The organism is Synergistaceae bacterium, from assembly GCA_031267575.1.
Lineage (GTDB): Bacteria > Synergistota > Synergistia > Synergistales > Aminobacteriaceae > JAIRYN01.
The window spans coordinates 61,206-82,239 of the sequence record JAIRYN010000030.1 but is presented as its reverse complement, the minus strand read 5'-3'; the positions used below and the strand labels follow the sequence as shown (position 1 = coordinate 82,239).

Here is a 21,034-nt window from a genome sequence, read left to right as displayed (position 1 = left end):
ACGACGGCGCTCGAAAAAAACCGCTCCCAAGGCTTCCACGACGAAACGCACTTGGTGGAGTGGTTCAACTGGGAGCGCCGTGAAAGTCAGTACGAAACCGTTCCGGGCACGTTTGTCGTGCGCTCATTCAAAACGGGAGCGGAAGGGGAATATCGTTTCTTGGGGAACGAAAACCTTTTGCAAGCGCTCAATTTTGCCACAATTCAAGAGTCGAAAGAGAACGTGTACAATCTGCTCGCGCAAGACGCTCACGATGGAACGATAGTCGGGTGGACGAGGACTCAATCAGGCGTGGTGTGCGACGAAATTCTGCCGGGTAGCGCAGCGCTGAAGTTCGATTCAGGATCGGGAGTGCAGCGGATTGTCTACAACGAGAAAAGCGGTAAATACGACTTCGAGATGGTTGAAGGAACCTATACGATTTTCGCTCACTTGGCAGCGCGAGACGTGCAGCTTCAGATAGGGGCGAACGAAAAAGAGACGTTGCACCTGAACATTCGAGACGTCAGTTCTTCTGCGCTGGGGCTCGGTAACCTGTACGTGACTGACACGGAGTCCGCAAAGAGAGCCATCACGCAGGTGGACAACGCCATTGACATAGTCTCGTTTCAGCGCGCCAAACTGGGATCGTACCAAAACAGGCTGGAGCACACGATAACCAACCTGACGACGGCGGCAACGAATATGACCGCCACCGAGAGTCGGATCCGGGACGTAGACATGGCGCGGGAAATGATGAACTTCACGAAACTGACCATATTGATCCAGAGCGGAATCGCCATGTTAACCCAGGCGAACCAGTTGCCCCAGAACGTGCTGAGTCTGATACAACGTTGATGATACGATGATACAACGTTGATCAAGAACGGACTACACCACAAGCGTCGACTCGGAAAGAAGTTTGGGAAGTTCGGAAAGAAGCTCGGAAAGAAAGAAAATACGAAAACTATATAAGAAGCCGCAAGGTTTGGTCATTTTAAACATACTTGACAGATAGGAAAATTTGAATTAAAGTAAAAGTAATCATAGAGACGCGTTAAGAATCACTTAACGAAAAAGAACGAACTCCGGGGGAGCTTAGCTGAGAGGAAAAATACTTCAGTTCGAGGGATTTTTCGACCCCAGTACCTGATCCAGGTAATGCTGGCGAAGGGAGCGAGGAACACGAGCTTGTCAAAGGCGGAAACTCGCTTGGTCGAGAATCCGCCTTTTTTGTCGCGGTTCGATGTCCTCGCGCTCTTTGTCAAATTTATCACTCGAAGGGAATGGTTTGTACAATGCGCTATGGAAAATTCGAGTTCGACGCGCAGAACTCTAACAGGGCGCGTTTACGGAAGATGACGTTGGCGGCGTTCTTCGCGGCTCTGACCGTGCTGCTTTCCCCTCTTTCGTTCCCTGTGGGACCCTCCCGTTGTTTTCCGTTCCAGCACGCCATCAACGCCGTGACCGGAGTCCTTCTGGGACCTTTTTGGGCCTGCGCCGCGGCCTTCGTCACGAGTTGCGTCCGAAACACCCTGGGTACAGGCACGATTCTGGCTTTTCCGGGGAGTCTTTTTGGCGCTTTGGCCGTTGGGCTCGTCGCAAAATTTCTACCGGAGAAGTTCCGTTTTTTAGCGGCCCTGGCTGAACCCCTGGCGACAGGAACCCTGGGCGCGGGCGTCGCCAGTCTCATCGCTTCTCCCGCTGGAGGCCGTTTTGCCTTGTTCGCGACGCTTTCCGCAGCCTTTCTCATCAGCAGCGGTCCCGGTGCTCTCCTGGGTGGAGGAGTGTTGTACTTCCTGAGACGTGATAAATCCAACAAAAAAAATCTTCAGGACGCGGCGACGAAAGCGCCGGTGGAAAAAACACATGCCGAGTTAGTATCGAGTAAAGACGCTCTGGATTCGAGAAACAACCTCATGAGCTATGACACGGTGGCCTTAGACGACGAGGCGCGCGCCTTGGTGATTCTCGACCAGACCAAACTACCGGGAAACGTGGTTGTTTTGTCGCTCACAAAGCAAGAAGATATTCACAAGGCGATTTACCTTTTACAGGTCCGAGGAGCTCCGGCCATCGGCGTCGCCGCGGCTATTGGCATCTACCTCGCCGCGCTGGAGATCGATACGGAAGACTACGACCGCTTTTACTCTCGTTTCAGAGCCGCCAAGGACTATTTGGCCTCGGCTCGTCCCACCGCCGTGAACTTGTTCTGGGCTTTGAACCGGATGGAAAAAGTGGTTTTAGAAAACCCCGACGTTCCCGTGGCGCAACTCAAGATCATGCTGCGCCACGAGGCGATGAATATCAAAGACGAGGACGCGAGAGTCTGTCGTTCCATCGGCGAGTATGGGCTATCCCTCATCAAAGATGGCGACACCATTCTCACGCACTGCAACGCCGGGCAACTGGCCACAGTCAAGCATGGAACCGCCCTCGCTCCCATCCACATCGGCCGGGAAAAGGGATGGCGTTTCAAGGTGTTTGTCGATGAAACTCGGCCTTTGTTGCAGGGGGCGCGCTTGTCGTCCTTCGAACTTTGGGCCGACGGCGTCGATACGACGGTCATCTGTGACAGCGCGGCGTCCCAGGTTATGAAAAACGGCTGGATCGATGCCGTGTTCGTGGGATGCGACCGTGTGGCCGCCAACGGCGACGCGTGCAATAAAATCGGCACGTCCGGTCTGGCTATTCTGGCGAAATATTACGGCGTTCCCTTTTACGTGTGCGCGCCGACCTCGACCATCGACATGTCCATCGAGAGGGGACGAGATATTGTTATTGAGGAGCGCCCTTCTTACGAAATCACGGAAATGTGGTACAAAGAACGCATGGTTCCGGAGGGCGTGCGTGTCTACAACCCGGCGTTCGATGTTGCGGACAATGAACTGATAACCGCCATCGTCACCGAATACGGGATTGCGTATGCGCCCTATGGCGAAAGCCTCGAAAAATTTTTCATAGAGAAGCAAACAAAGAAGCAACTAGAGAAGCAAAACGTGGGAAAATAACGTGGGAAAATGAAGACAGGCGACCGGTGAGGGATGAACCACGTCGGTCGCCGAGTTTCTTCGTCGCCGTCTCTGTTATAATTTTCCAAAAGGAGGCGTTGACCAATGTTAAACGACACAGCGACGACTGCGTCCACAGCGAGTAGAACCCAACGGGAAACTTTCTCCGCCACTATAACGCCTGTGGATGAGAAACGTTTTGAAAGCGAAATACGGCGCACAGACGCGGCGGTCTCTGACGAGAAAAAGAACCGCGAAAAATTTGAAACGCGGATAGAAAAAAACATATACGATCTGCGCGGTGAAATGAAAGACCTACGCAGCGATATGAAAGACTTGCGCAGCGATATGAAAGACTTGCGTGACGAAATGAATTTACGCTTCGAGAAAACAGACCGAGACATGAAAGACTTGCGCGGCGAAATGAATACTCGCATGAATCGATTGGATGATCGTCTTTGGTGGATATTCGGCGCTGTCCTTATTTCAATTTTGCTCCCTATAGTAATGAAATATCTAATGAAATATCTGTAGCCGTATTCCGCTTTAGTCGTGGGAATATGTCAAGCTATCCATAAAAGTATTGCAAAAGTATTGCGCCAGGTTTCTTATACGCTCGTCTTCGTCATGAAGGGCGACGGTCAGCGCCGTTTCGTAATGTTCATGCTTCGTATTCCACATGGCGTTGAGCGCGTTGCGTTTCCATTTCCATAGGTCTTCAATTTCAATGTACCAGAACTTCGAGGCAATGGTTTTACAAAGATCAGCGTAGTCCATCGTCACGATTTTCTCCAGAGAGATCGCGGCGCTCAGTTCTTCGAGGCCGGGGAACTCTTCGCTCTCCGACCATTGCCCTCTGTTAAAAGGGCAGATGTCCTGGCAGACATCGCAGCCGTATATCCAGCTCCCGATCCGTGGAGAGTATTTTTCAAACGCCCCGTTATCCGGTGCTTTGTTGGTCAGAAAAGAAACGCAGGTGGTCCCGCAGGTAGCGTAGGGTTCGGCAAGCGCTCCGGTGGGGCAGTGCTTTACGCAGAGATTGCAGTTGTCGAGACAAGGTTTGTGCGTCGGGGTATAGGTATGTTCCATCGCTTCATCGACCAAAAAAACGATCAACGCGTAATATGATCCGTGGTCTCCGTAAAAAAAGTTGTTTCTGCGGATCGTCCCGATCCCCGACGCCAAAGCCGCCCAACGGCAGGAAGTTATTCCGTAATCATGGCTCGAAGTCACACGCAGCCCCAGATCTTCCACCATGTAGCGTTCAAACGCGACCCGTGCGTGATAACCCTCAGAGTTCTGGTCACGCCTTTCATCGAAAAGGTAATGTTTACCTATCAGTCCGGCAAATCCTTCGGGAATACGATAGACGCCATGACGCCATGAGCACACAACCACAGACCGCGCCCACGGAAAATTCCGCTCTGGCTCGGCGAAAGCGAGAAAACGCCGATACATTCCCGCCGATTCGGGGAAACGCGCGATGCGTTCGGTGACTTTAGCGCCATATTCCCGCATCTTGTCCACTCCAACAATTCCACATCGTTCGAAGTTCAACGAAGCGGCTTTTTCGACAATTTGAAGAGCGAGATCTCGATTCATTTACACAGTCCTTTCATTCCTTTTACACAGTGCTTACAGCTTAACTTGCCCGATGTAAAACACCGATTGCACGAAACACACTTTAACAATCCGAGTTCAAGAATCCGAGTTCAACCATCAACAAAAGGGCGGCACAGGCTAAAGCTGAACTAAAATTAGCCACCCAACAAGCGAATCGTTTCTTTGTCGGGGAGACCGCCGAAAAATTTGTCCAGTGCTTTTTGAAATACCCGATCGGCGTCTTGCACTCGCGAAAACAAGGTCATGGAGGAACGCAGTTTCATGTTGTCCGGCGTTCCGAATATCTGTGTGGCGTCGTTGCTCTCCAGGCTCAACAACGCGCCGGAAATTTCCATGAGCCTTTTCCCAAGAGTTTCGTCGTCAAGATAGGCTTTTGCCTCTTTGAGATCTTTGAGTGAGTAATACTTCGAGGTTGGACTGCTCCCGAGCCCCGCTATCTGAGGAAATATATACCACATCCAATGGCTCCGCTTCCGCCCGTTTTTGATTTCCGTCAACGCCGTTCGATAATCGGTTTCCTGCGCTTTGATAAATCTTTTGAGATCATATTCCATCATATCCCCCTGAACAACTGGCATGAACAACTGGATTGAGAGAAAAACCATTGCTATTATAACCGACAGGCTCACTCATACGCGATGTTTCTTTCCGCTTCGTCATGTCGTCCGCCTCTTTCTGGGAATCGCCGTCTGAAAAACCGGCTCTAATTTATCGATTTATCTTAATTAGCTATTTCAGTTTTGGAGCTTTTGTTTTAAATTTGTCGTGGTTCTGTCATAGTGAAAGGCAAAAGTGAAAGGCAAATCGGTAGAGGCGTTTTGGAAAAATATTTTTCTAATTGTATTTTATTTTTTTAAAATTGAAAAGGCGAATATCCAAGGAAAAATCTCAAGGGTTTTTTCCGAGGTGATTTTTGGACGCAGGATTATTTTAGGAGGGGGAAAAAGTGGGTTTCGACGAAAAACTGGAACAATTGGACGAAATGCTGGCGCGGTTGGAGGAAGGCAAGTTATCCCTGGACGAGGCGCTCTCCACCTTTGAACGAGGGGTGACCTTGGTGAAGGAAAGCCGGGAGCTTTTGGACAAGGCGGAACAGCGGGTGACTCTGCTGACGAAAGACGGAGAGGAGATCCCTTTCACCCATCCTCAGGATCACGTTTGAAGCTGAGGCACGAAAAGAGGGACAAACACGAAAAGAGGGACAAAGAGGAGGGAAAAATTTCGTTTTGAGTGTTCCTTTTCCAGAGAGAGATATGTTATTATCGACAATGGTTTCCCTGGAGAGGGAGTACCGTGTTGAAACGCGAGCAGTATGAGGATTGACCGTGCGGAAATGGGAAAATTCGAGTATGTTTATTTTTTCTGGAGGTGTCTGTGATGTCTGTAACGAGAAGAACGGCTACAAACGTATTGTTGGACACCGCGCTCAAAAATTTTTACGGCGCGGCGGAAGAGATGGGACTCGACGAGAACCTGATAGCGATACTGGGCAGTTCTGAACGCAGGCTTGAAGTCTCCGTTCCAGTGGAGATGGATGACGGCTCCATTCAAGTCTTCAAAGGATATCGCGTACAGCATTCCTCCGCCGTAGGCCCCTCCAAAGGCGGAATTCGCTATCACCCCGATGTAGATGTCGACGAATGCGAAGCTCTGGCCATGTTGATGACGTGGAAGTGTTCTTTAGCGGGTATTCCTTACGGCGGCGGCAAAGGTGGCATCGCCTGCGACCCCCTCACTATGTCAATGAAAGAGAAAGAACGCATGTCCCGAACCTTCGCGGCCCGCATCGCTCCCATTATCGGAACATGGAAAGACGTCCCCGCTCCCGACGTGAACACCGGTGGCCAGGAAATGGTTTGGTTCATGGATACCGTCAGTAAACTCAGCGGTCAGGTCGAGCCGGGAATTTTCACGGGCAAACCCATTAGCTACTGGGGATCCAAGGGGAGAACGGCTGCCACAGGGTACGGCGTGGCCACCTGTGGGCTGGAACTGTTGAAGGCCGTGGGCAAAGACCCTAAGACGGCTACTGTGGCTATTCAAGGGTTCGGCAATGTAGGAAGCTACACAGCGTTGACGATGGTGGAGGCTGGAGCAAAAGTTGTCGCTATCAGCGATGTGACGGGAACCTATTATTCTCCCCAAGGCATCGATGTGAAAAAAGCCTTTGACCACGTTACCCAACATCCTAAGAAATTACTTGAGGGATTTACCTGCGATGGTTGCGAGAAGAAAGGCCTTTCCGACGTCTTGTTTGTGGACTGCGACATTCTTTTCCCTTGTGCTCTCGAAGGCGCGATCAACGATAAGACGGCCAACCAGGTCAAGGCGAAGTACATCGTGGAGGGAGCCAACGGCCCGGTGACCCCAGAAGGGGACGCCATTTTGGACGGTAAAGAGATCTTGGTTGTGCCGGATTTCCTGGCCAACTCCGGTGGAGTTATCGGATCCTATTTCGAGTGGGCCCAGAACTTGGCGGGGTACTTCTGGACTGAAGAGGAGTATAACAGTCGCTTGATCCATATCATGAAGGGTAATTTTAAGCTGGTTTGGGACTACGCCCAAAACAAAAAGGTCAAGATGCGCCGCGCCGCCTTCATGGCCGCCATTCAGCGGGTCGCCGACGTGGTTAGGCTGAGGGGCACCTTTCTATAGGAAATCGCAAATTTGATGGCAACGGCAAAAGACAAGATATTTGCTGAAGCGGAACGGCTCAGGGACGAGATGGTTGCGGCCCTGAGCCGCGTTTGTTGTATTCCGGCGATTTCCCCCCACAATGGAGGCGCCGGTGAGGAAAAAAAGGCAAACGAAATCGAAAAGCTGGTCGCGGAGCTAGGCTTGGGAAAAACGGAGTGGCAACGGGTGGACGACGATAAATCCCCCACGGGCAACCGCCCCTCTCTTTTCCTAGAGTATAAGGGAGCCTCTCCACGGCGCCTGTGTATTTTGAGTCACATGGACGTGGTGCCGGAAGGCGAACGCTCGTTTTGGACCCGGGACCCCTACGCTCCCACCATGGAGGGAAGCCGCCTGTACGGTCGGGGAACCAGCGATAACGGAATGGCCCTGATTTCTTCTCTGTATGCCCTGAAAACCTTGTCAAACCTAGAGATCGTGCCCTCTTTCACCGTCTGCCTGGCCTTTTTGGCCGACGAGGAGATGGGAAGCGCTTATGGCGCGAAACCTTTGATTGACCGGGGACTTTTTCGCGAGGACGACTTGGTGATCGCGCCCGACAGCGGAAATAGTCAAGGGGATTTTATCGAAATTGCCGAGAAGTCGAGGTTGAAATTGGAATTTACTGTCACGGGAAAGCAAGCTCACGCCGGTGCGCCTCACACGGGCTTGAACGCTTGTCGCGTGGCAAACCTTCTTTCTGTTGAAGTGGACGAAGCTCTGCACAAGGCATTCCCTGAAAAAGACGATCTTTTCAGCCCTCCCGTCTCCACCTTCGAGCCGACGCGGCGCTTTGCCAACGTTCCCAATTTGAACACGGTTCCGGGTAAGGAGCGTTTTGGCTTTGACTGCCGCGTTCTTCCGTCCGTGGCCTTGGATGACGTCATCTCTGTTGTCCAAAGGGTGAAAGATGACGTAGCTCGCCGCGCAGGCGCGACGATTGAGTTGGAGATCGGCCGTAGTGACGCCGCGCCCCCGACTCCGGCGGACAGCGACGTGATTCGTTTGCTTCAAACTGCCATAAAGGAAGTTCTAAACGTAGAGCCGACTCTGGGTGGTATCGGAGGGGGAACCTTCGCGGCCTTCTTCCGGCGTAAGGGTATTCCCGCAGCCGTATGGCAACAAGAATGTGAAAATGTTGCCCACCAGCCCGACGAGTACACGGAGATTGAGCACATCGTCAATAACGCCAAAGTCTTCGCCCTAATGATGATGGGCGACACCGCTCAGCCGCGTTTTCAGTAGCTTAATCTTTCAGTCACCTTACCTGCGGCAAACTGTGAGTACGATGACTCAGTTGGCTTTTTAAATGTTAAAGACACCTTATTTGTAATTGTTCAAGCTCAGGGGGGCAGAGCCCGTTCGGCCAAAAGCGACCTCACTGGCCCCCCCGAGACCCCCTTTAACGAAAACCTTTGCCAGGTGAGAATCGGATAAAAAGGGCTTGAACGCTTACCCTTATTTTTCTTTAACTTTTTTCTTTAACTTTTTTCTTTAATTTTTTTGTCATGAAACGCCTCGAAAAGCGCAATGTCCTCCGGGGTGTCGATTTCTATCGCATCTATGTTTGTCTCGACGCAGTGGATAACGCCGCCTTTCTCCAGCAGTCGAAGCATTTCCAAGCTTTCCGCTTTTTCGATGGCGCTCTGGGGCCAGGACGCGAACTCGAACAGCGCGTCTCGCCGCCAAGCGTAAATGCCTATGTGTTTGAAACGCGCTGTTGCCGGATCTTTAGAAAAAGGAATGAGCGAGCGGCTGAAGTATAAAGCTCGCCCGTTTTCATCGAAAACCATTTTTACAACGGAAGTTTTTTCCGCTTCTTCCGCGTGTTCGATGCGCTTGGCCGGAACTGCCAATCTGACCTCGGGATCCGTTCGCAACGCCACGATCAAGGGGTCGAGCAGTTTAGGCGTCACTAAAGGATTGTCCCCTTGGACGTTCACGACGAATCGCGATGGAACCCGTTCCGCCACGTAGGCGACGCGGTCGTTGCCGGTGGAAAGGCCCGAGGGAGTCATCATGACCTCGCCGCCTGCTTTCTCGACGAGAGTGGCAATGCTTTCATGATCTGTAGCCACGATCAAGCGATCAACCAAAGCGCTTTTTCGCGTTCCTTCCCACGTCCTCAATATCAGTTCTTTTCCAGAAAGTTTCACAAGAGGCTTCCCCGGCAGGCGAGTACTTCCGTACCTCGCTGGGATGACGGCTAACGTTTCTATCATCGCGATACGCTCCTTTTCATGATAGGGATAAGTTTTCTATCACATTTTCCACCAGTGTAAACGCGCTTCATAAGGGCCCGTTCTTCACGCGACAGTGATGCTAACAGTATAGCGCGTATAGATGAAGAGCATGAAGAGAATGATGAAATCAGGCGGTATATAAAACACTAAACACTATATAAAACACTATGGAATGGACGCGCGAAGGCGCTATGAAGGTGCTATGATTCTATAATTGAAGCTCGAAGCAAAACTCGAAAACGGAGGTTCCATTATGGAGAAGGATATGGACAAGGAGAAAAACTTTTACATTACGACGCCGATCTATTACGTTAACGACATTCCTCATATCGGACACGCTTATACAACCATCGCGTGTGACGTCATGAGTCGCTATAAACGTATGAAAGGTTTCGACGTCTACTTCTTAACTGGCACCGACGAGCATGGGCAAAAGATCCAGACCGCCGCCGAGGAAAAAGGCATAACTCCCCAGGAGTTGGTTGATAAGATTCACGTCAACTTCAAGGAACTCTGGAAGGTCCTGAACATCAGCAATGACGACTTCATCCGCACCACCGAGGACCGTCATGTCCGTGTGGTGCAAGCTATATTCAAAAAACTAATGGACCAAGGAGACATTTACAAAGGGAGCTACGAGGGATGGTACTGCGTGCCTTGCGAAACCTATGTGCCGGAGAGCGGCATGGGGGAAAACCATACCTGTCCCGACTGCGGACGACCCCTGACGACCATGAAAGAAGAAAGCTATTTCTTTAGGGCCTCGAAATACGTTCCCCAGTTGATCGCTCATTATGAAAAAAATTTGCGGGGCGTCATGCCCCGAATCCGGTATAACGAGATCATGAGTTTTCTGCGTGGAGAAGTGCGCGATCAATCCGTTTCTCGGACCACGCTCAAGTGGGGCATCCCCATCCCGGGAGACGAGAAACACGTGGTGTACGTCTGGTTCGACGCCTTGATCAACTACGCCACGGCGGTGGGATATTTGGATAATCCAGAGATGTTCGAAAAATATTGGCTCGCGGCGCGCCACATGGTTGGCAAGGACATCATCCGCTTTCACTGCGTCATTTGGCCACTGATGCTTTTGGCTCTCGGCATTAACGTTCCGGTGGCGGTGATGGCCCACGGCTGGTGGACGGTAGACGGGGAGAAGATGAGCAAATCCAAGGGCAACGTCGTGGATCCGTTCAAGATGGCAGAGCTTTACGGGGCAGACGCCTTTCGCTATTTCCTTTTGCGCGAGGTTCCCTTCGGTAACGACGGAGACTTCTCCGAAATAGCGTTGGTTGGGCGCATCAACAGTGACTTGGCCAACGACCTGGGCAACTTACTGCACCGAACGCTGACGATGATCGCTTCCTACGCCGGCGGTATCGTGCCCTCTAGTGGATTGAGCCAACCTTTAGACGCGGAGGTTCGAGGACTTGCCGAATCCACCATCGCCTCGGTGGACAAAGCTATGGAGACGTTTTCTTACGACGAAGCGCTAAAGCTCGTCTGGATCTTTATTGGCCGGGGCAACAAGTACATTGACGAGACGATGCCTTGGAAACTTCAAAAAGAAGGGAACATTGAGCGTTTGAACGGCGTGTTGCACGTTCTCCATGAGGTGCTGAGGCTTTCGGCTCTTTTAGTCGCGCCATTCATTCCCGAAAGCGCGGGGAAGATTTGGAAGCAACTGGGGTACGCGGGTTCCCCTCTGGCGGAAAAGATCGACGCGTTCCGGTGGGGCGACGGCGCGGGAGTGAAAGTCGGCAGGGCCGAGGTTCTGTTTCCTCGGATCGACTTGGAGCAATGGAAAAAGGACCGGCAGCGGAACGCGGAGGCGACGGCCGCAACCCCTCAGGCTATAGAACACGAGCCGGAAATCGGCATCGAGGAGTTTCGCGCAGTGGAGATGCGCGTGGCGCAAATTATAAAGGTGGAGGAAATCCCAAAGTCCAAAAAACTCTATAAACTGGAAATCGACTTAGGCTACGAGCGACGCACCATCTGCTCCGGCGTCAAAGCCTTTTTCAAACCAGAAGAACTGGTGGGACAAAGAGCTATCGTCGTGACAAACTTGAAGCCGGCAAAACTCTGCGGAATCGAAAGCAATGGGATGATACTGGCGGCCAGCGTCAAGGGCGGCGCAAACGAGCGACTGACCCTTGTCGCCCCCGCCTCGGACATTCCTCTAGGTAGTCGCGTAAGTTAGAACAATTAATGAGAACAGTTAATGAGAACAGTTAAGCTGTAAGTATTTTAAGCTACTGAAGGAACTGCTTTTCACTATTCTAACTTTAGCCTTCTTATTTTGCTTCACTATATGTGTTGACGTTTGATAAAAAATAAGGTAAACTCACTTATGTTCAACACGAGAGGCTTTGGAGGCTTCGATGAGAAGGCTTCAATGTTTGGGTAAGCCCGGATGGCGGAAGTGGTAGACGCGCTAGATTCAGGTTCTAGTAGTCGCAAGGCTGTGGAGGTTCGAGTCCTCTTTCGGGCACCATAAAGGTGAGAGGGTGTAGTCATGTCGCTTGACATGGCTATGCCCTTATGTTATGATTATATTTCGGCATAAATTTCCCCAACCGGTAAGGGAGGTCGTTTTAATCCATGCCCGAATTCGTTTCAGTGAGCAAGAAACGCCAGCGCTTTACGTTTGGCCGTGCCCATGACCTGATAGAAATACCCGATATGATCGAGGTCCAACGCGCTTCTTACCGTTGGTTTTATCAGGACAACCTAACGCCGGACTCGCGCGTCATGCAGGGTTTACAAGAACTGCTGCATGAGGTGTTCCCCATTGAAAGCTACGACGGACAATTCTCGCTTTCGTTTGTCCGTTACTACGTGGATAGTCCCAGTTTGTCGGAGGAAGAGGCGCGCCGGCGCGACATGACATGGACGCGCCCCATCCGCGCCACTATCCGCTTGACGAACACGAAACTCCAGGAAATCAAAGAAGAAGAAATTTTTCTTGGCGACTTCCCTGTGATGACGGAGCGGGGAACTTTCGTCATCAACGGCACGGAGCGCGTCGTCATCAACCAACTGGCGCGTTCGGCCGGGGTTTATTTCACGAAAGAGGACTCGGTACCTGGGCAGGAGTCCTGCGCCGCGAAGATCATTCCCGACAGAGGAGCGTGGTTGGATTTCGCCGTTGCCCCAGGCGAGATTGTGTCAGTCAACATAGACAATCGCAAGAAACTGCCCGTTTCGCTGCTGCTGAAGGCTTTCGGCGCCAAGGACAACGAAGGGATCCTCCAGTTGTTCGAGGTGAAGCCCACGTTTATGGAGTTCGACGATAACATGAGAGGAATGTTGTCCGCTGAGGAACTTCGGGACATGGAGGGCAACGTGATCGTGAGCCGCAATCGTCCTATCACTCGCGATATCCTGGACAAACTGACGCAATTAGACCCGGAGGGGCGAGGCGGCATTGAGGTGCAGGGCATCGATTCCTCCCTGGCTCTGACCTTGGAAAAAGACATAACCCAGAGCGCCGACGAAGCTATGCAGGAGATTTTTCGACGCCTGCGACCCAACGAACCCGCGCGAATAGAGAACGCGAGGGAGTATTTTCGGTCGCTCTTCTGCGATCCCCGGCGCTACACCTTGGGACGAGTAGGGCGCTACAAGCTCAACCGCCGTCTCAAGCTAGACGTGCCGGAAAACACACGACTCCTGACCCTGGATGACTTGGTGTGCATCGTGCGGGAGATGTTCTCTATGCGGGCTTTGGACAAGAAAAGCGATGACATCGACCATCTGGGCAATCGTCGTGTGCGCTCCATTGGAGAGCTGCTCCAGAACCAGGTTCGTATCGGTCTTTTACGCATGGAACGCATCGCGAAAGAAAGAATGACGACTATTCCGAATCTGAGCACGGCTATGGGGCGAGAGCTCATTAACGTTCGCCCTATCGCGGCCGCGTTGCGGGAGTTTTACGGATCTGGACAGTTGTCGCAATTCATGGATCAAACGAACCCGCTGGCGGAAGTGACCCATCGGAGGCGTCTTTCCGCCCTGGGGCCCGGAGGTCTGAGCCGCGAGAGGGCGGGTTTCGAGGCTCGGGACGTTCACTACACCCACTATGGCCGGGTCTGTCCCATAGAAACCCCGGAGGGACCAAATATCGGACTGGTCTCTTCTTTGACAACCTACGCGAAACTGAATGAACATGGTTTCCTCATCACACCGCGCCTTAAAGTCCAGAGTGGCAAGTTGACGGGAAAAATCGAGTTTTTGTCCGCCGACGAGGAGGACAGCTACTACGTGGCTATGGCCAACACTCCCCTCGAAGCGGATGGAGCCACCATTAGCGGAACGGAATGTCCCACGCGCCACCAGGATGACGTTGACACAATTCCTGTGGGGGACGTGGATTATATGGATGTCTCGCCCAAGCAGATCGTTTCCTCTTCTACGGCGCTCATTCCGTTTTTGGAGCACGACGACGCCAACAGAGCCTTGATGGGCTCCAACATGCAGCGCCAGGCCGTGCCCTTGATCTTTCCCGAAGCCCCCATCGTGGGGACGGGGATAGAGCACCGCATTGCCAAGGACTCAGGTTCCTGTGTGGTGGCCCTAGAGTCCGGGGAGGTCAGTTGGGTGGACTCCAGCCGTATCGAAGTGCGGTCGAGAGAAGAAACTCTCCATATTTATAACCTCATCAAATTCCGGCGCTCAAACCAAGGCACAATCATTCATCAGCGGCCGTTGGTAGAAAAGGGCGAGACAGTGGAAAAAGGAGAGATCATCGCGGATGGGCAGGCCGTAGATAACGGCGAACTGGCTCTGGGGCAGAACGTCCTGGTTGCCTTCGTGCCCTGGGAGGGCTATAACTTTGAGGACGCCATTTTGCTCAGTGAAAACCTGGTGAAAGAGGATAAGTTCTCTTCTATACATATTGATGAATACGAGATTGAGGCCAGAGAGACCAAGTTGGGGCCGGAAGAGATCACCCGTGATATCCCCAACGTGGGGGAGGATATGCTCAAAAACCTGGACGACAACGGCATCATTCGCATCGGAGCCGAGGTAAATTCGGGCGATATCCTTGTGGGCAAGGTCACCCCCAAGGGAGAATCGGACCAGACGCCGGAGGAGAAACTTCTGCGCGCCATTTTCGGAGAAAAGGCCCGAGAAGTGCGGGACAACTCCCTGAAGCTGCCCCATGGGGCTCGGGGAAAGATCGTCGCGGTGAAGGAGATGACCCGGACGGATAACCCTGAGGCTCTTTCCCCAGGCGTTATTCGGACCGTGAAGGTCTATGTTGCCCAGTGGCGCAAGATCACCGTGGGGGACAAGATGGCGGGACGTCATGGCAATAAGGGTGTCGTCAGCCGCATTCTTCCCGTGGAGGATATGCCCTACCTGCCGGACGGTACTCCCGTGGACGTGGTCTTAAACCCCCTGGGCGTGCCCAGTCGTATGAATTTGGGACAAGTTCTGGAAACCATCATGGGCTTTGTCGCCTTGAATAACGGCTGGCACGTGGCCACTCCCGTTTTTGAGGGGGCTAAGGAAAAAGAAATTTTCGAAAACATGGAGAAACTCAGCGCCGAAAAGTATCCAGAACTTACCCAGGACGGCATGATTACCCTTCGGGACGGCAGGACCGGGGAACCAATGGAGAAAAAAGTCACCATTGGGTGTATGTACATGCTGAAGTTGATCCACTTGGTAGATGACAAGATCCACGCTCGCTCCACCGGACCTTATAGCCTCATCACCCAGCAACCTCTGGGAGGCAAAGCCCAATTTGGCGGTCAGCGGTTCGGGGAAATGGAGGTCTGGGCCCTGGAGGGCTATGGCGCGGCCAATGTCCTACAGGAGATGCTCACGGTGAAGTCCGACGATATTCGGGGCCGAGATAAGACCTACGAACGCATTGTCAAGGGCCAGAGCCTGGTGAAACCCGGTATTCCAGAGAGTTTCCGCGTGCTGGTGAAAGAGCTTCAAGGATTGGGACTGGACGTGGAGGTGCAGTACGACGACGGGACTATCGGCGGGATGGTGCTGGAGGATGAGGACGAGGAAAAAGCGGCGCGTCGAAGCTACGAGCACAGTGCCACCGCGTTTTTCTTTGATGATGATCACAAGGGTGATTCCCTGCCGGATCAGGACTTGACGGAACCTTCGGAGTCGGAAGAGCTGGTCGAAGAACCGGAAATACTCGATATACAGGATTTGGAGTCGGCGGGCATGTCCTTGATAGAGGGGGGAAATGAAGAAATATGGCACGAAGAGAGATAGTCGGCGTAAGAATCAAACTGGCCACGCCGGAGCGCATACGAGAGATATCCAGCGGCGAGGTGAAGAAGCCGGAAACGATTAACTATAGGACTCTGCGCCCAGAGAAAGACGGTCTTTTCTGCGAGCGAATCTTCGGCCCCACGCGGAGCTACGAATGCGCCTGCGGTAAATATAAGCGCAGCGGCCCGAAATTTCGGGGCATCATCTGCGACCGGTGTGGGGTTGAGGTGACGGACAACCGGGTACGCCGCGAACGGATGGGGCATATTGAGTTGGCCGCGCCCGTAGTCCATATTTGGTATCTCCGGGGAATTCCCAGCCGCTTGAGCCTACTCCTGGGCACTAGCGCTAAGGACCTCGAAAAGGTCGTTTACTTCGCCCCTACGCGCAAGAAGGAAGGGGCCTACAAGGTGGTAATGGACGGCCGCAGAACGGATCTCATCCGCAAAGGCGCTGTCATATCCGAAAGCGAGATGAAAGTGCACTCTCATTACGATCCTAAGTTCAAAGCCGAGGAGGCTTTCATTTTAGAGACCGTTGACAATATCCCGGTCAACGAGGGGGATGTTCTGACGTTCGCTCAGGTTGGACGTTTCAAGGCGGACTACGGCGACGAGCTTTTTAAGGTCGAGCCCGCTTTTGAATTGCTGCGGGAAGCGGAGGGAATTTCTCTGAAGGTGGGCAACGTCATCTCCGAGTCGGAAATGACGCGTCTTTTGGATCGGGCTGACGGCTTGGAAGAATCGAAAGAAGAATTGAAAGAAGAATTGAAAAAGGAATCGAAAGAGGATGAGAAGGATCTCTTCAAGCGCGCCTCCATTTCTCATAATGTGGCTTACATCGTCACCGCGGCTCTCAAGCTGCCCTTCGTTAAAGGCAACATCATCTCGAAGAGTGAACTGGATCTTTTCCAACAGAAGTATCCGGGACGATTCACCGCGCCTCGCTGGGGCGTCACCATTGACGACCCGTGTTACATCGTCATCGAGCAGGGATCATCGCCTTTCGCGCGCGCCGATGTCGTTTACGACCGACAACAGAGCCTGTGCCAGGCCTACGACAAAAAATTCGAAGCCGGAATTGGCGCGGAAGGGGTTCAGACCATGATCAACCGTCTGGACCTCGACCTTCTCACCGCGTCCCTGAGGGAGGAAGTGGCGGAAAGCAGCGGGCAGAAAAAACGCAAACTGGTGAAACGCCTTCAGGTAGCGGAGGATTTCCGAAAAGGCACCTCCGACGCGCAGTCTATGATTCTCGAAGTCTTGCCGGTCATTCCACCGGACCTAAGGCCCTTGGTGCAGTTGGACGGGGGGCGTTTCGCCACGTCAGATCTCAATGACCTTTATCGGCGCGTTATCAATCGCAACAACCGCTTGAAGAAATTACAGGAGCTTCGAGCCCCGGAGATCATCATCCGCAACGAAAAGCGTATGTTGCAGGAATCCGCGGATGCCCTTATCGACAACGGGCGAATGGGGAAGGCCGTCCTAGGGGCGGGGAACCGTCCTCTCAAGAGCCTAACCGACCTTTTGCGGGGCAAGAAGGGGCGTTTTCGTCAGAACCTTTTGGGTAAGCGTGTGGACTATTCCGGGCGCTCTGTCATTGTCATCGGGCCACAACTCAAGATCTATCAGTGTGGGTTGCCGAAACAGATGGCCTTGGAGCTGTTTAAGCCTTTCGTCATTCGGCAGCTCGTGGAACGACAGCTCGCCCCCAACGTCAAAAGCGCCAAACGTATTATTGAGCGAGGTCGAGAAGAGATTTGGGGGATTCTGGAGGAAATCATCAAGGATCATCCCGTAATGTTAAACCGTGCTCCCACCCTGCATCGCCTGGGAATCCAGGCCTTCGAGCCGGTTCTGATGGAGGGGAAGGCCATTCGACTTCATCCCATGGTCTGTACGGCCTTCAACGCCGACTTCGACGGCGACCAGATGGCGGTGCACGTGCCTCTGTCCATCGAAGCCCAAGCAGAGGCCCGGCTTTTAATGCTCTCCGCCAACAACCTCCTATCGCCGGCCAGCGGTCGCCCTGTGGTCACACCCACTCAGGATATCGTCTTGGGGATTTACTACCTGACGGATACGCGGGAAGGGCTGGTAGGAGAGGGGATGCACTTCTCCAACGAGGAAGACGTGCTCTCGGCCTTCGATCACGGTGTGGCGCATCTCAACGCCCGCGTTTGGCTGAAGGTGAATCCTAACTGGGCGATGATTCCCGAGGGGCGGCGTCAATACCGTGGGGCAAAGGGCAAGGTAACCGTCGTCGAAGACCCGAAGAAGGCAAAAGCGCCAGCGGGGGCCACTGTTTTCGTGGAAACCTCTCCTGGTCGGGTTCTTTTCAACAGCATCATCGCGCCCCCCCTGCGCTTCGTCAACAAACAACTGGAAAAAAAGAACATGGGACGTCTTCTGGACGACGCTTACGATAAAGTCGACCGCACGGCGGTAGTGGAGATGCTCGACGCCATCAAATCCCTGGGGTATCGTTGGGCGGCCAAGAGCGGCATCAGCTTCGGCGTCGGGTCGATCATCATTCCTCCGGAAAAGGAGACGATCACCACCGAGACGACGCAGCAGGACGAGGTTCTTAAGGAAGAATACGAGATGGGGGTATTGACCCAAGACGAGTATCTTTTCCATAAAGAAATGCTCTGGTCGGAGGCCGCTCGAAGAATCGCCGACAGTATCGCGGGACACATGGAGAACTTGAACCCCGTCCGCATGATGGTGGACAGCGGAGCCAGGGGAAGCCGAGGCCAGATGGGGCAGATGGCGGGAATCCGCGGCCTTATGTCCGATCCATCAGGGCGCATCATTGATTATCCTATCACGGCTAACTTCCGAGAGGGTATGAACATGCTGGAATACTTCATCTCCACACACGGCGCCCGGAAAGGACTTGCGGATACGGCTCTCCGGACGGCCAAGTCAGGTTACTTGACCCGTCGCCTGGTGGATGTCGCTCAGGACCTGATTATTACAGAGCACGACTGCGGCACGGACAAGGGGATCTGCATCCGGCCCTTGACCCGGGACGGCAAGGATATGATTCCCCTGCGTGATCGTATTTCGGGCCGCACCGCCCTTAATGACATCAAAGCGGGTAACTCGAAGAAGGTCCTGGTGAGAAAGGGAGAACTCATCACTTATGAGCTTGCCAGTGAAATCGACCGGAGTGGCGTTACGGAGGTCTGGGTGCGCAGCCCCCTGGCCTGCGCCTTGAGGCGAGGGCTCTGCCAGAAGTGTTACGGCATGGACCTGTCCTCGCGGCACCTAGTTCCCATCGGGGAGGCCGTGGGCGTCGTGGCAGCCCAGTCCATCGGAGAGCCAGGGACTCAGCTCACTATGCGCACTTTCCACACGGGAGGAGTGCGCCTGACGGGCGAGGACATCACTCAGGGCCTTCCTCGTATTGAGCAGCTTTTCGAGGTTCGGCGCCCCCGCAAGGTGGCTTTTTTGGCGGGGATCGACGGGATTATCGAAGAAATCCGAAGTTCCGAGGGTAAGCGTAAGGTTATCGTGCTGGCTCCCGACCAAGAGACGCGAATCCTCCATACGATCCCGGCCTCCCAGGAGCTGAAAGAGGACATTGTCGAGGGGCTTGAGGTGACGAGCACGACGCGCCTTACCGAGGGCAATATCGACCCGCAACAGCTTCTGGAGGTCAGCGGTATCGACGCGGTACAACATATGTTGGTGGACGAAATTCAAGAGGTGTATCGCTCTCAGGGCGTTTCGATCAACAATAAACATATCGAGGTCATTCTGCGCAAGGTCGCGCCTTTAAATCGGGTTCGCGTCGTGGAGGAGGGAGACACTTCCTTCGTAGCGGGCGACCTGGTCTGGCTAACCGACATCGAAGAAGAGGAAAGCCGTATCCAGCAGGATAACGAGCGCAACGTCGCGGAGGCCGTGCGTATCTTCACGGACGACAGGCTGAAAAAAGTGGAAAAGCCCAATGAAGAAACGAGCGAACTTTTGGATAAACTCCTGGACGAAAAAGGGATTCGCCTTCTATTGAAGCCAGGCATGATGATTTCCTACATTGTTGTGGAGCACGGAAATCGTAACGTTAACGTCATTGTGGGGGAGGCCGCCTTTCGCAAGCAGATGGAAGGCCTCGAACTGGTCTCCGGTTTTTCGGCGGAGGACGCCGAGGTGGCGGCAGGCGAGCGTTTGACGGCCGCGCAGCTTCGGCTGATCACGTCCCACGACCCCACGCCCATTTTGGTGCGTGACCGGGACGCCCTCGACAAGCTGGTGGGCGCGGAGTGGCTGGCCGAACGCATCGTCAAGAACGGCGAGACTCTGGCGGAGGCCGATACGTTGGTCACAAAAGGGGTTGCGGATATAATCGCGGAAAATAATCTTTTCGAGGTTAAAGTGTGGCATAACGTGGAGCAAATCAGCGTTATCGACATGTTCCAGAACGACCTGATGAATAACGACAACCTCTGGGGTAAAACGCTTTCGCAGGTAGCGGACAAGGAGGGAAATCCCCTCGTCGAGATGCCCCAGTATGTGGACGCGCGGGTCGTGCGTGGTTTAGCCGAGGGAGAGATAGCGGCAATCGAGACCGAAGACGGGGTCATCCCTAGAAGGGCTCTTTTGCACAAGTTCATGACGGGCAAGGTCTACGGAAAGGTGCTGTTGGACCTCGCTTTTTCCGATACCACATCCTTGCCCCTAGAGTCTGGGCAAGAAATCAACAAGCTGGTGGTCGACGCCATTGTTGATCGTGAGCCGACAGAGATTTTCGTGCGGTCAATTTCCTCCAAGAGCGTCTCCAAACAGTTGATCCGCGAGGTCACCTTCGTGCGTAAGCTCCGGGAAAGCCCGGATTGCAGGCCCTTCATTCATGGAATCACGAAGGCGGCCCTTGCGACCGATAGCTTCCTGAGCGCGGCGTCTTTCCAGCAAACGGCTCAGATTTTGGCTGGCGCGGCGGTGAAGGGGCAGATCGATCCCTTGCACGGGTTAAAGGAAAACGTCATCATCGGCCATCTCATCCCTGCCGGAACAGGTGCCGAAACCTTCCGCAAACTGGAAACTGAAAGAATGGAAACTGAAAGAATGGAAACGAAAGGGGACCTCGTACCACTTGTACCAGAGGAAGCGAGTGTAGAATAAACCGAATAAACCCTTTTTCTTTGGAAATGTTTTAGGGACGATATATACGGAGGCCAGATATACGGAGGTCGGAACTTTAGTTTCGACCTCCGTTATCAGGTAGGATGGAAGGATATATAAG

At 53.2% G+C, this 21,034-nt stretch carries 12 protein-coding genes, 1 tRNA gene and 1 riboswitch; of the genes, 10 read left to right on the top strand and 3 right to left on the bottom strand.

The window, feature by feature from the left end:
• The 3 genes from LBJ36_04290 to LBJ36_04280 all read left to right on the top strand — a co-directional run.
• A partial coding sequence (locus LBJ36_04290) for a flagellin (protein MDR1378250.1) occupies positions 1-837 on the top strand: 837 nt, incomplete at its 5' end.
• Positions 838-1,059: 222 nt separating this feature from the next.
• A riboswitch (TPP riboswitch) is annotated at positions 1,060-1,173 on the top strand.
• Between the two features lie 92 nt (positions 1,174-1,265).
• Positions 1,266-2,990: an S-methyl-5-thioribose-1-phosphate isomerase gene (mtnA, locus tag LBJ36_04285; GenBank protein MDR1378249.1), complete on the top strand. Its 1,725-nt coding sequence runs from the start codon at positions 1,266-1,268 to the stop codon at positions 2,988-2,990.
• Positions 2,991-3,095: 105 nt separating this feature from the next.
• The gene (locus tag LBJ36_04280) at positions 3,096-3,524 is read left to right on the top strand and encodes a hypothetical protein (protein ID MDR1378248.1); all 429 of its coding nucleotides are present in this window, start codon (positions 3,096-3,098) and stop codon (positions 3,522-3,524) included.
• A 12-nt stretch (positions 3,525-3,536) separates the two neighbouring features.
• Here the strand turns inward: LBJ36_04280 and LBJ36_04275 are convergent, their stop codons facing one another.
• Positions 3,537-4,592: a hypothetical protein gene (locus LBJ36_04275; protein MDR1378247.1), complete on the bottom strand. Its 1,056-nt coding sequence runs from the start codon at positions 4,590-4,592 to the stop codon at positions 3,537-3,539.
• Between the two features lie 155 nt (positions 4,593-4,747).
• Positions 4,748-5,170, bottom strand: a complete 423-nt coding sequence (locus LBJ36_04270) for a DUF1810 domain-containing protein (protein MDR1378246.1) — start codon at positions 5,168-5,170, stop codon at positions 4,748-4,750.
• Between the two features lie 389 nt (positions 5,171-5,559).
• On the opposite strand from LBJ36_04270, the gene xseB reads away from it, so the two are divergent.
• The 3 genes from xseB (at position 5,560) to LBJ36_04255 (ending at position 8,534) form a co-directional block, all read left to right on the top strand.
• The gene (gene xseB / locus LBJ36_04265) at positions 5,560-5,775 is read left to right on the top strand and encodes an exodeoxyribonuclease VII small subunit (GenBank protein ID MDR1378245.1); all 216 of its coding nucleotides are present in this window, start codon (positions 5,560-5,562) and stop codon (positions 5,773-5,775) included.
• A gap of 215 nt (positions 5,776-5,990) precedes the next feature.
• Positions 5,991-7,268 (top strand): Glu/Leu/Phe/Val dehydrogenase, encoded by a 1,278-nt coding sequence (locus tag LBJ36_04260; GenBank protein ID MDR1378244.1) that lies wholly within the window; start codon positions 5,991-5,993, stop codon positions 7,266-7,268.
• Between the two features lie 15 nt (positions 7,269-7,283).
• Positions 7,284-8,534 (top strand): M20 family metallo-hydrolase, encoded by a 1,251-nt coding sequence (locus LBJ36_04255; GenBank protein MDR1378243.1) that lies wholly within the window; start codon positions 7,284-7,286, stop codon positions 8,532-8,534.
• A 236-nt stretch (positions 8,535-8,770) separates the two neighbouring features.
• Here the strand turns inward: LBJ36_04255 and kdsB are convergent, their stop codons facing one another.
• Positions 8,771-9,511, bottom strand: coding sequence for a 3-deoxy-manno-octulosonate cytidylyltransferase (kdsB, locus tag LBJ36_04250; protein ID MDR1378242.1), 741 nt, complete (start codon positions 9,509-9,511; stop codon positions 8,771-8,773).
• 286 nt (positions 9,512-9,797) lie between these two features.
• Between kdsB and metG the strand changes: the two genes are divergently transcribed.
• The 4 genes from metG (at position 9,798) to rpoC (ending at position 20,913) form a co-directional block, all read left to right on the top strand.
• Positions 9,798-11,735, top strand: a complete 1,938-nt coding sequence (gene metG / locus LBJ36_04245; protein ID MDR1378241.1) for a methionine--tRNA ligase — start codon at positions 9,798-9,800, stop codon at positions 11,733-11,735.
• A 207-nt stretch (positions 11,736-11,942) separates the two neighbouring features.
• A tRNA-Leu gene (locus LBJ36_04240) sits at positions 11,943-12,029 on the top strand.
• Between the two features lie 107 nt (positions 12,030-12,136).
• Positions 12,137-15,781, top strand: a complete 3,645-nt coding sequence (locus LBJ36_04235; GenBank protein MDR1378240.1) for a DNA-directed RNA polymerase subunit beta — start codon at positions 12,137-12,139, stop codon at positions 15,779-15,781.
• Positions 15,763-20,913: a DNA-directed RNA polymerase subunit beta' gene (gene rpoC, locus LBJ36_04230; protein MDR1378239.1), complete on the top strand. Its 5,151-nt coding sequence runs from the start codon at positions 15,763-15,765 to the stop codon at positions 20,911-20,913. The genes LBJ36_04235 and rpoC overlap by 19 nt, the downstream gene beginning before the upstream one ends.
• Positions 20,914-21,034 lie beyond the last annotated feature (121 nt).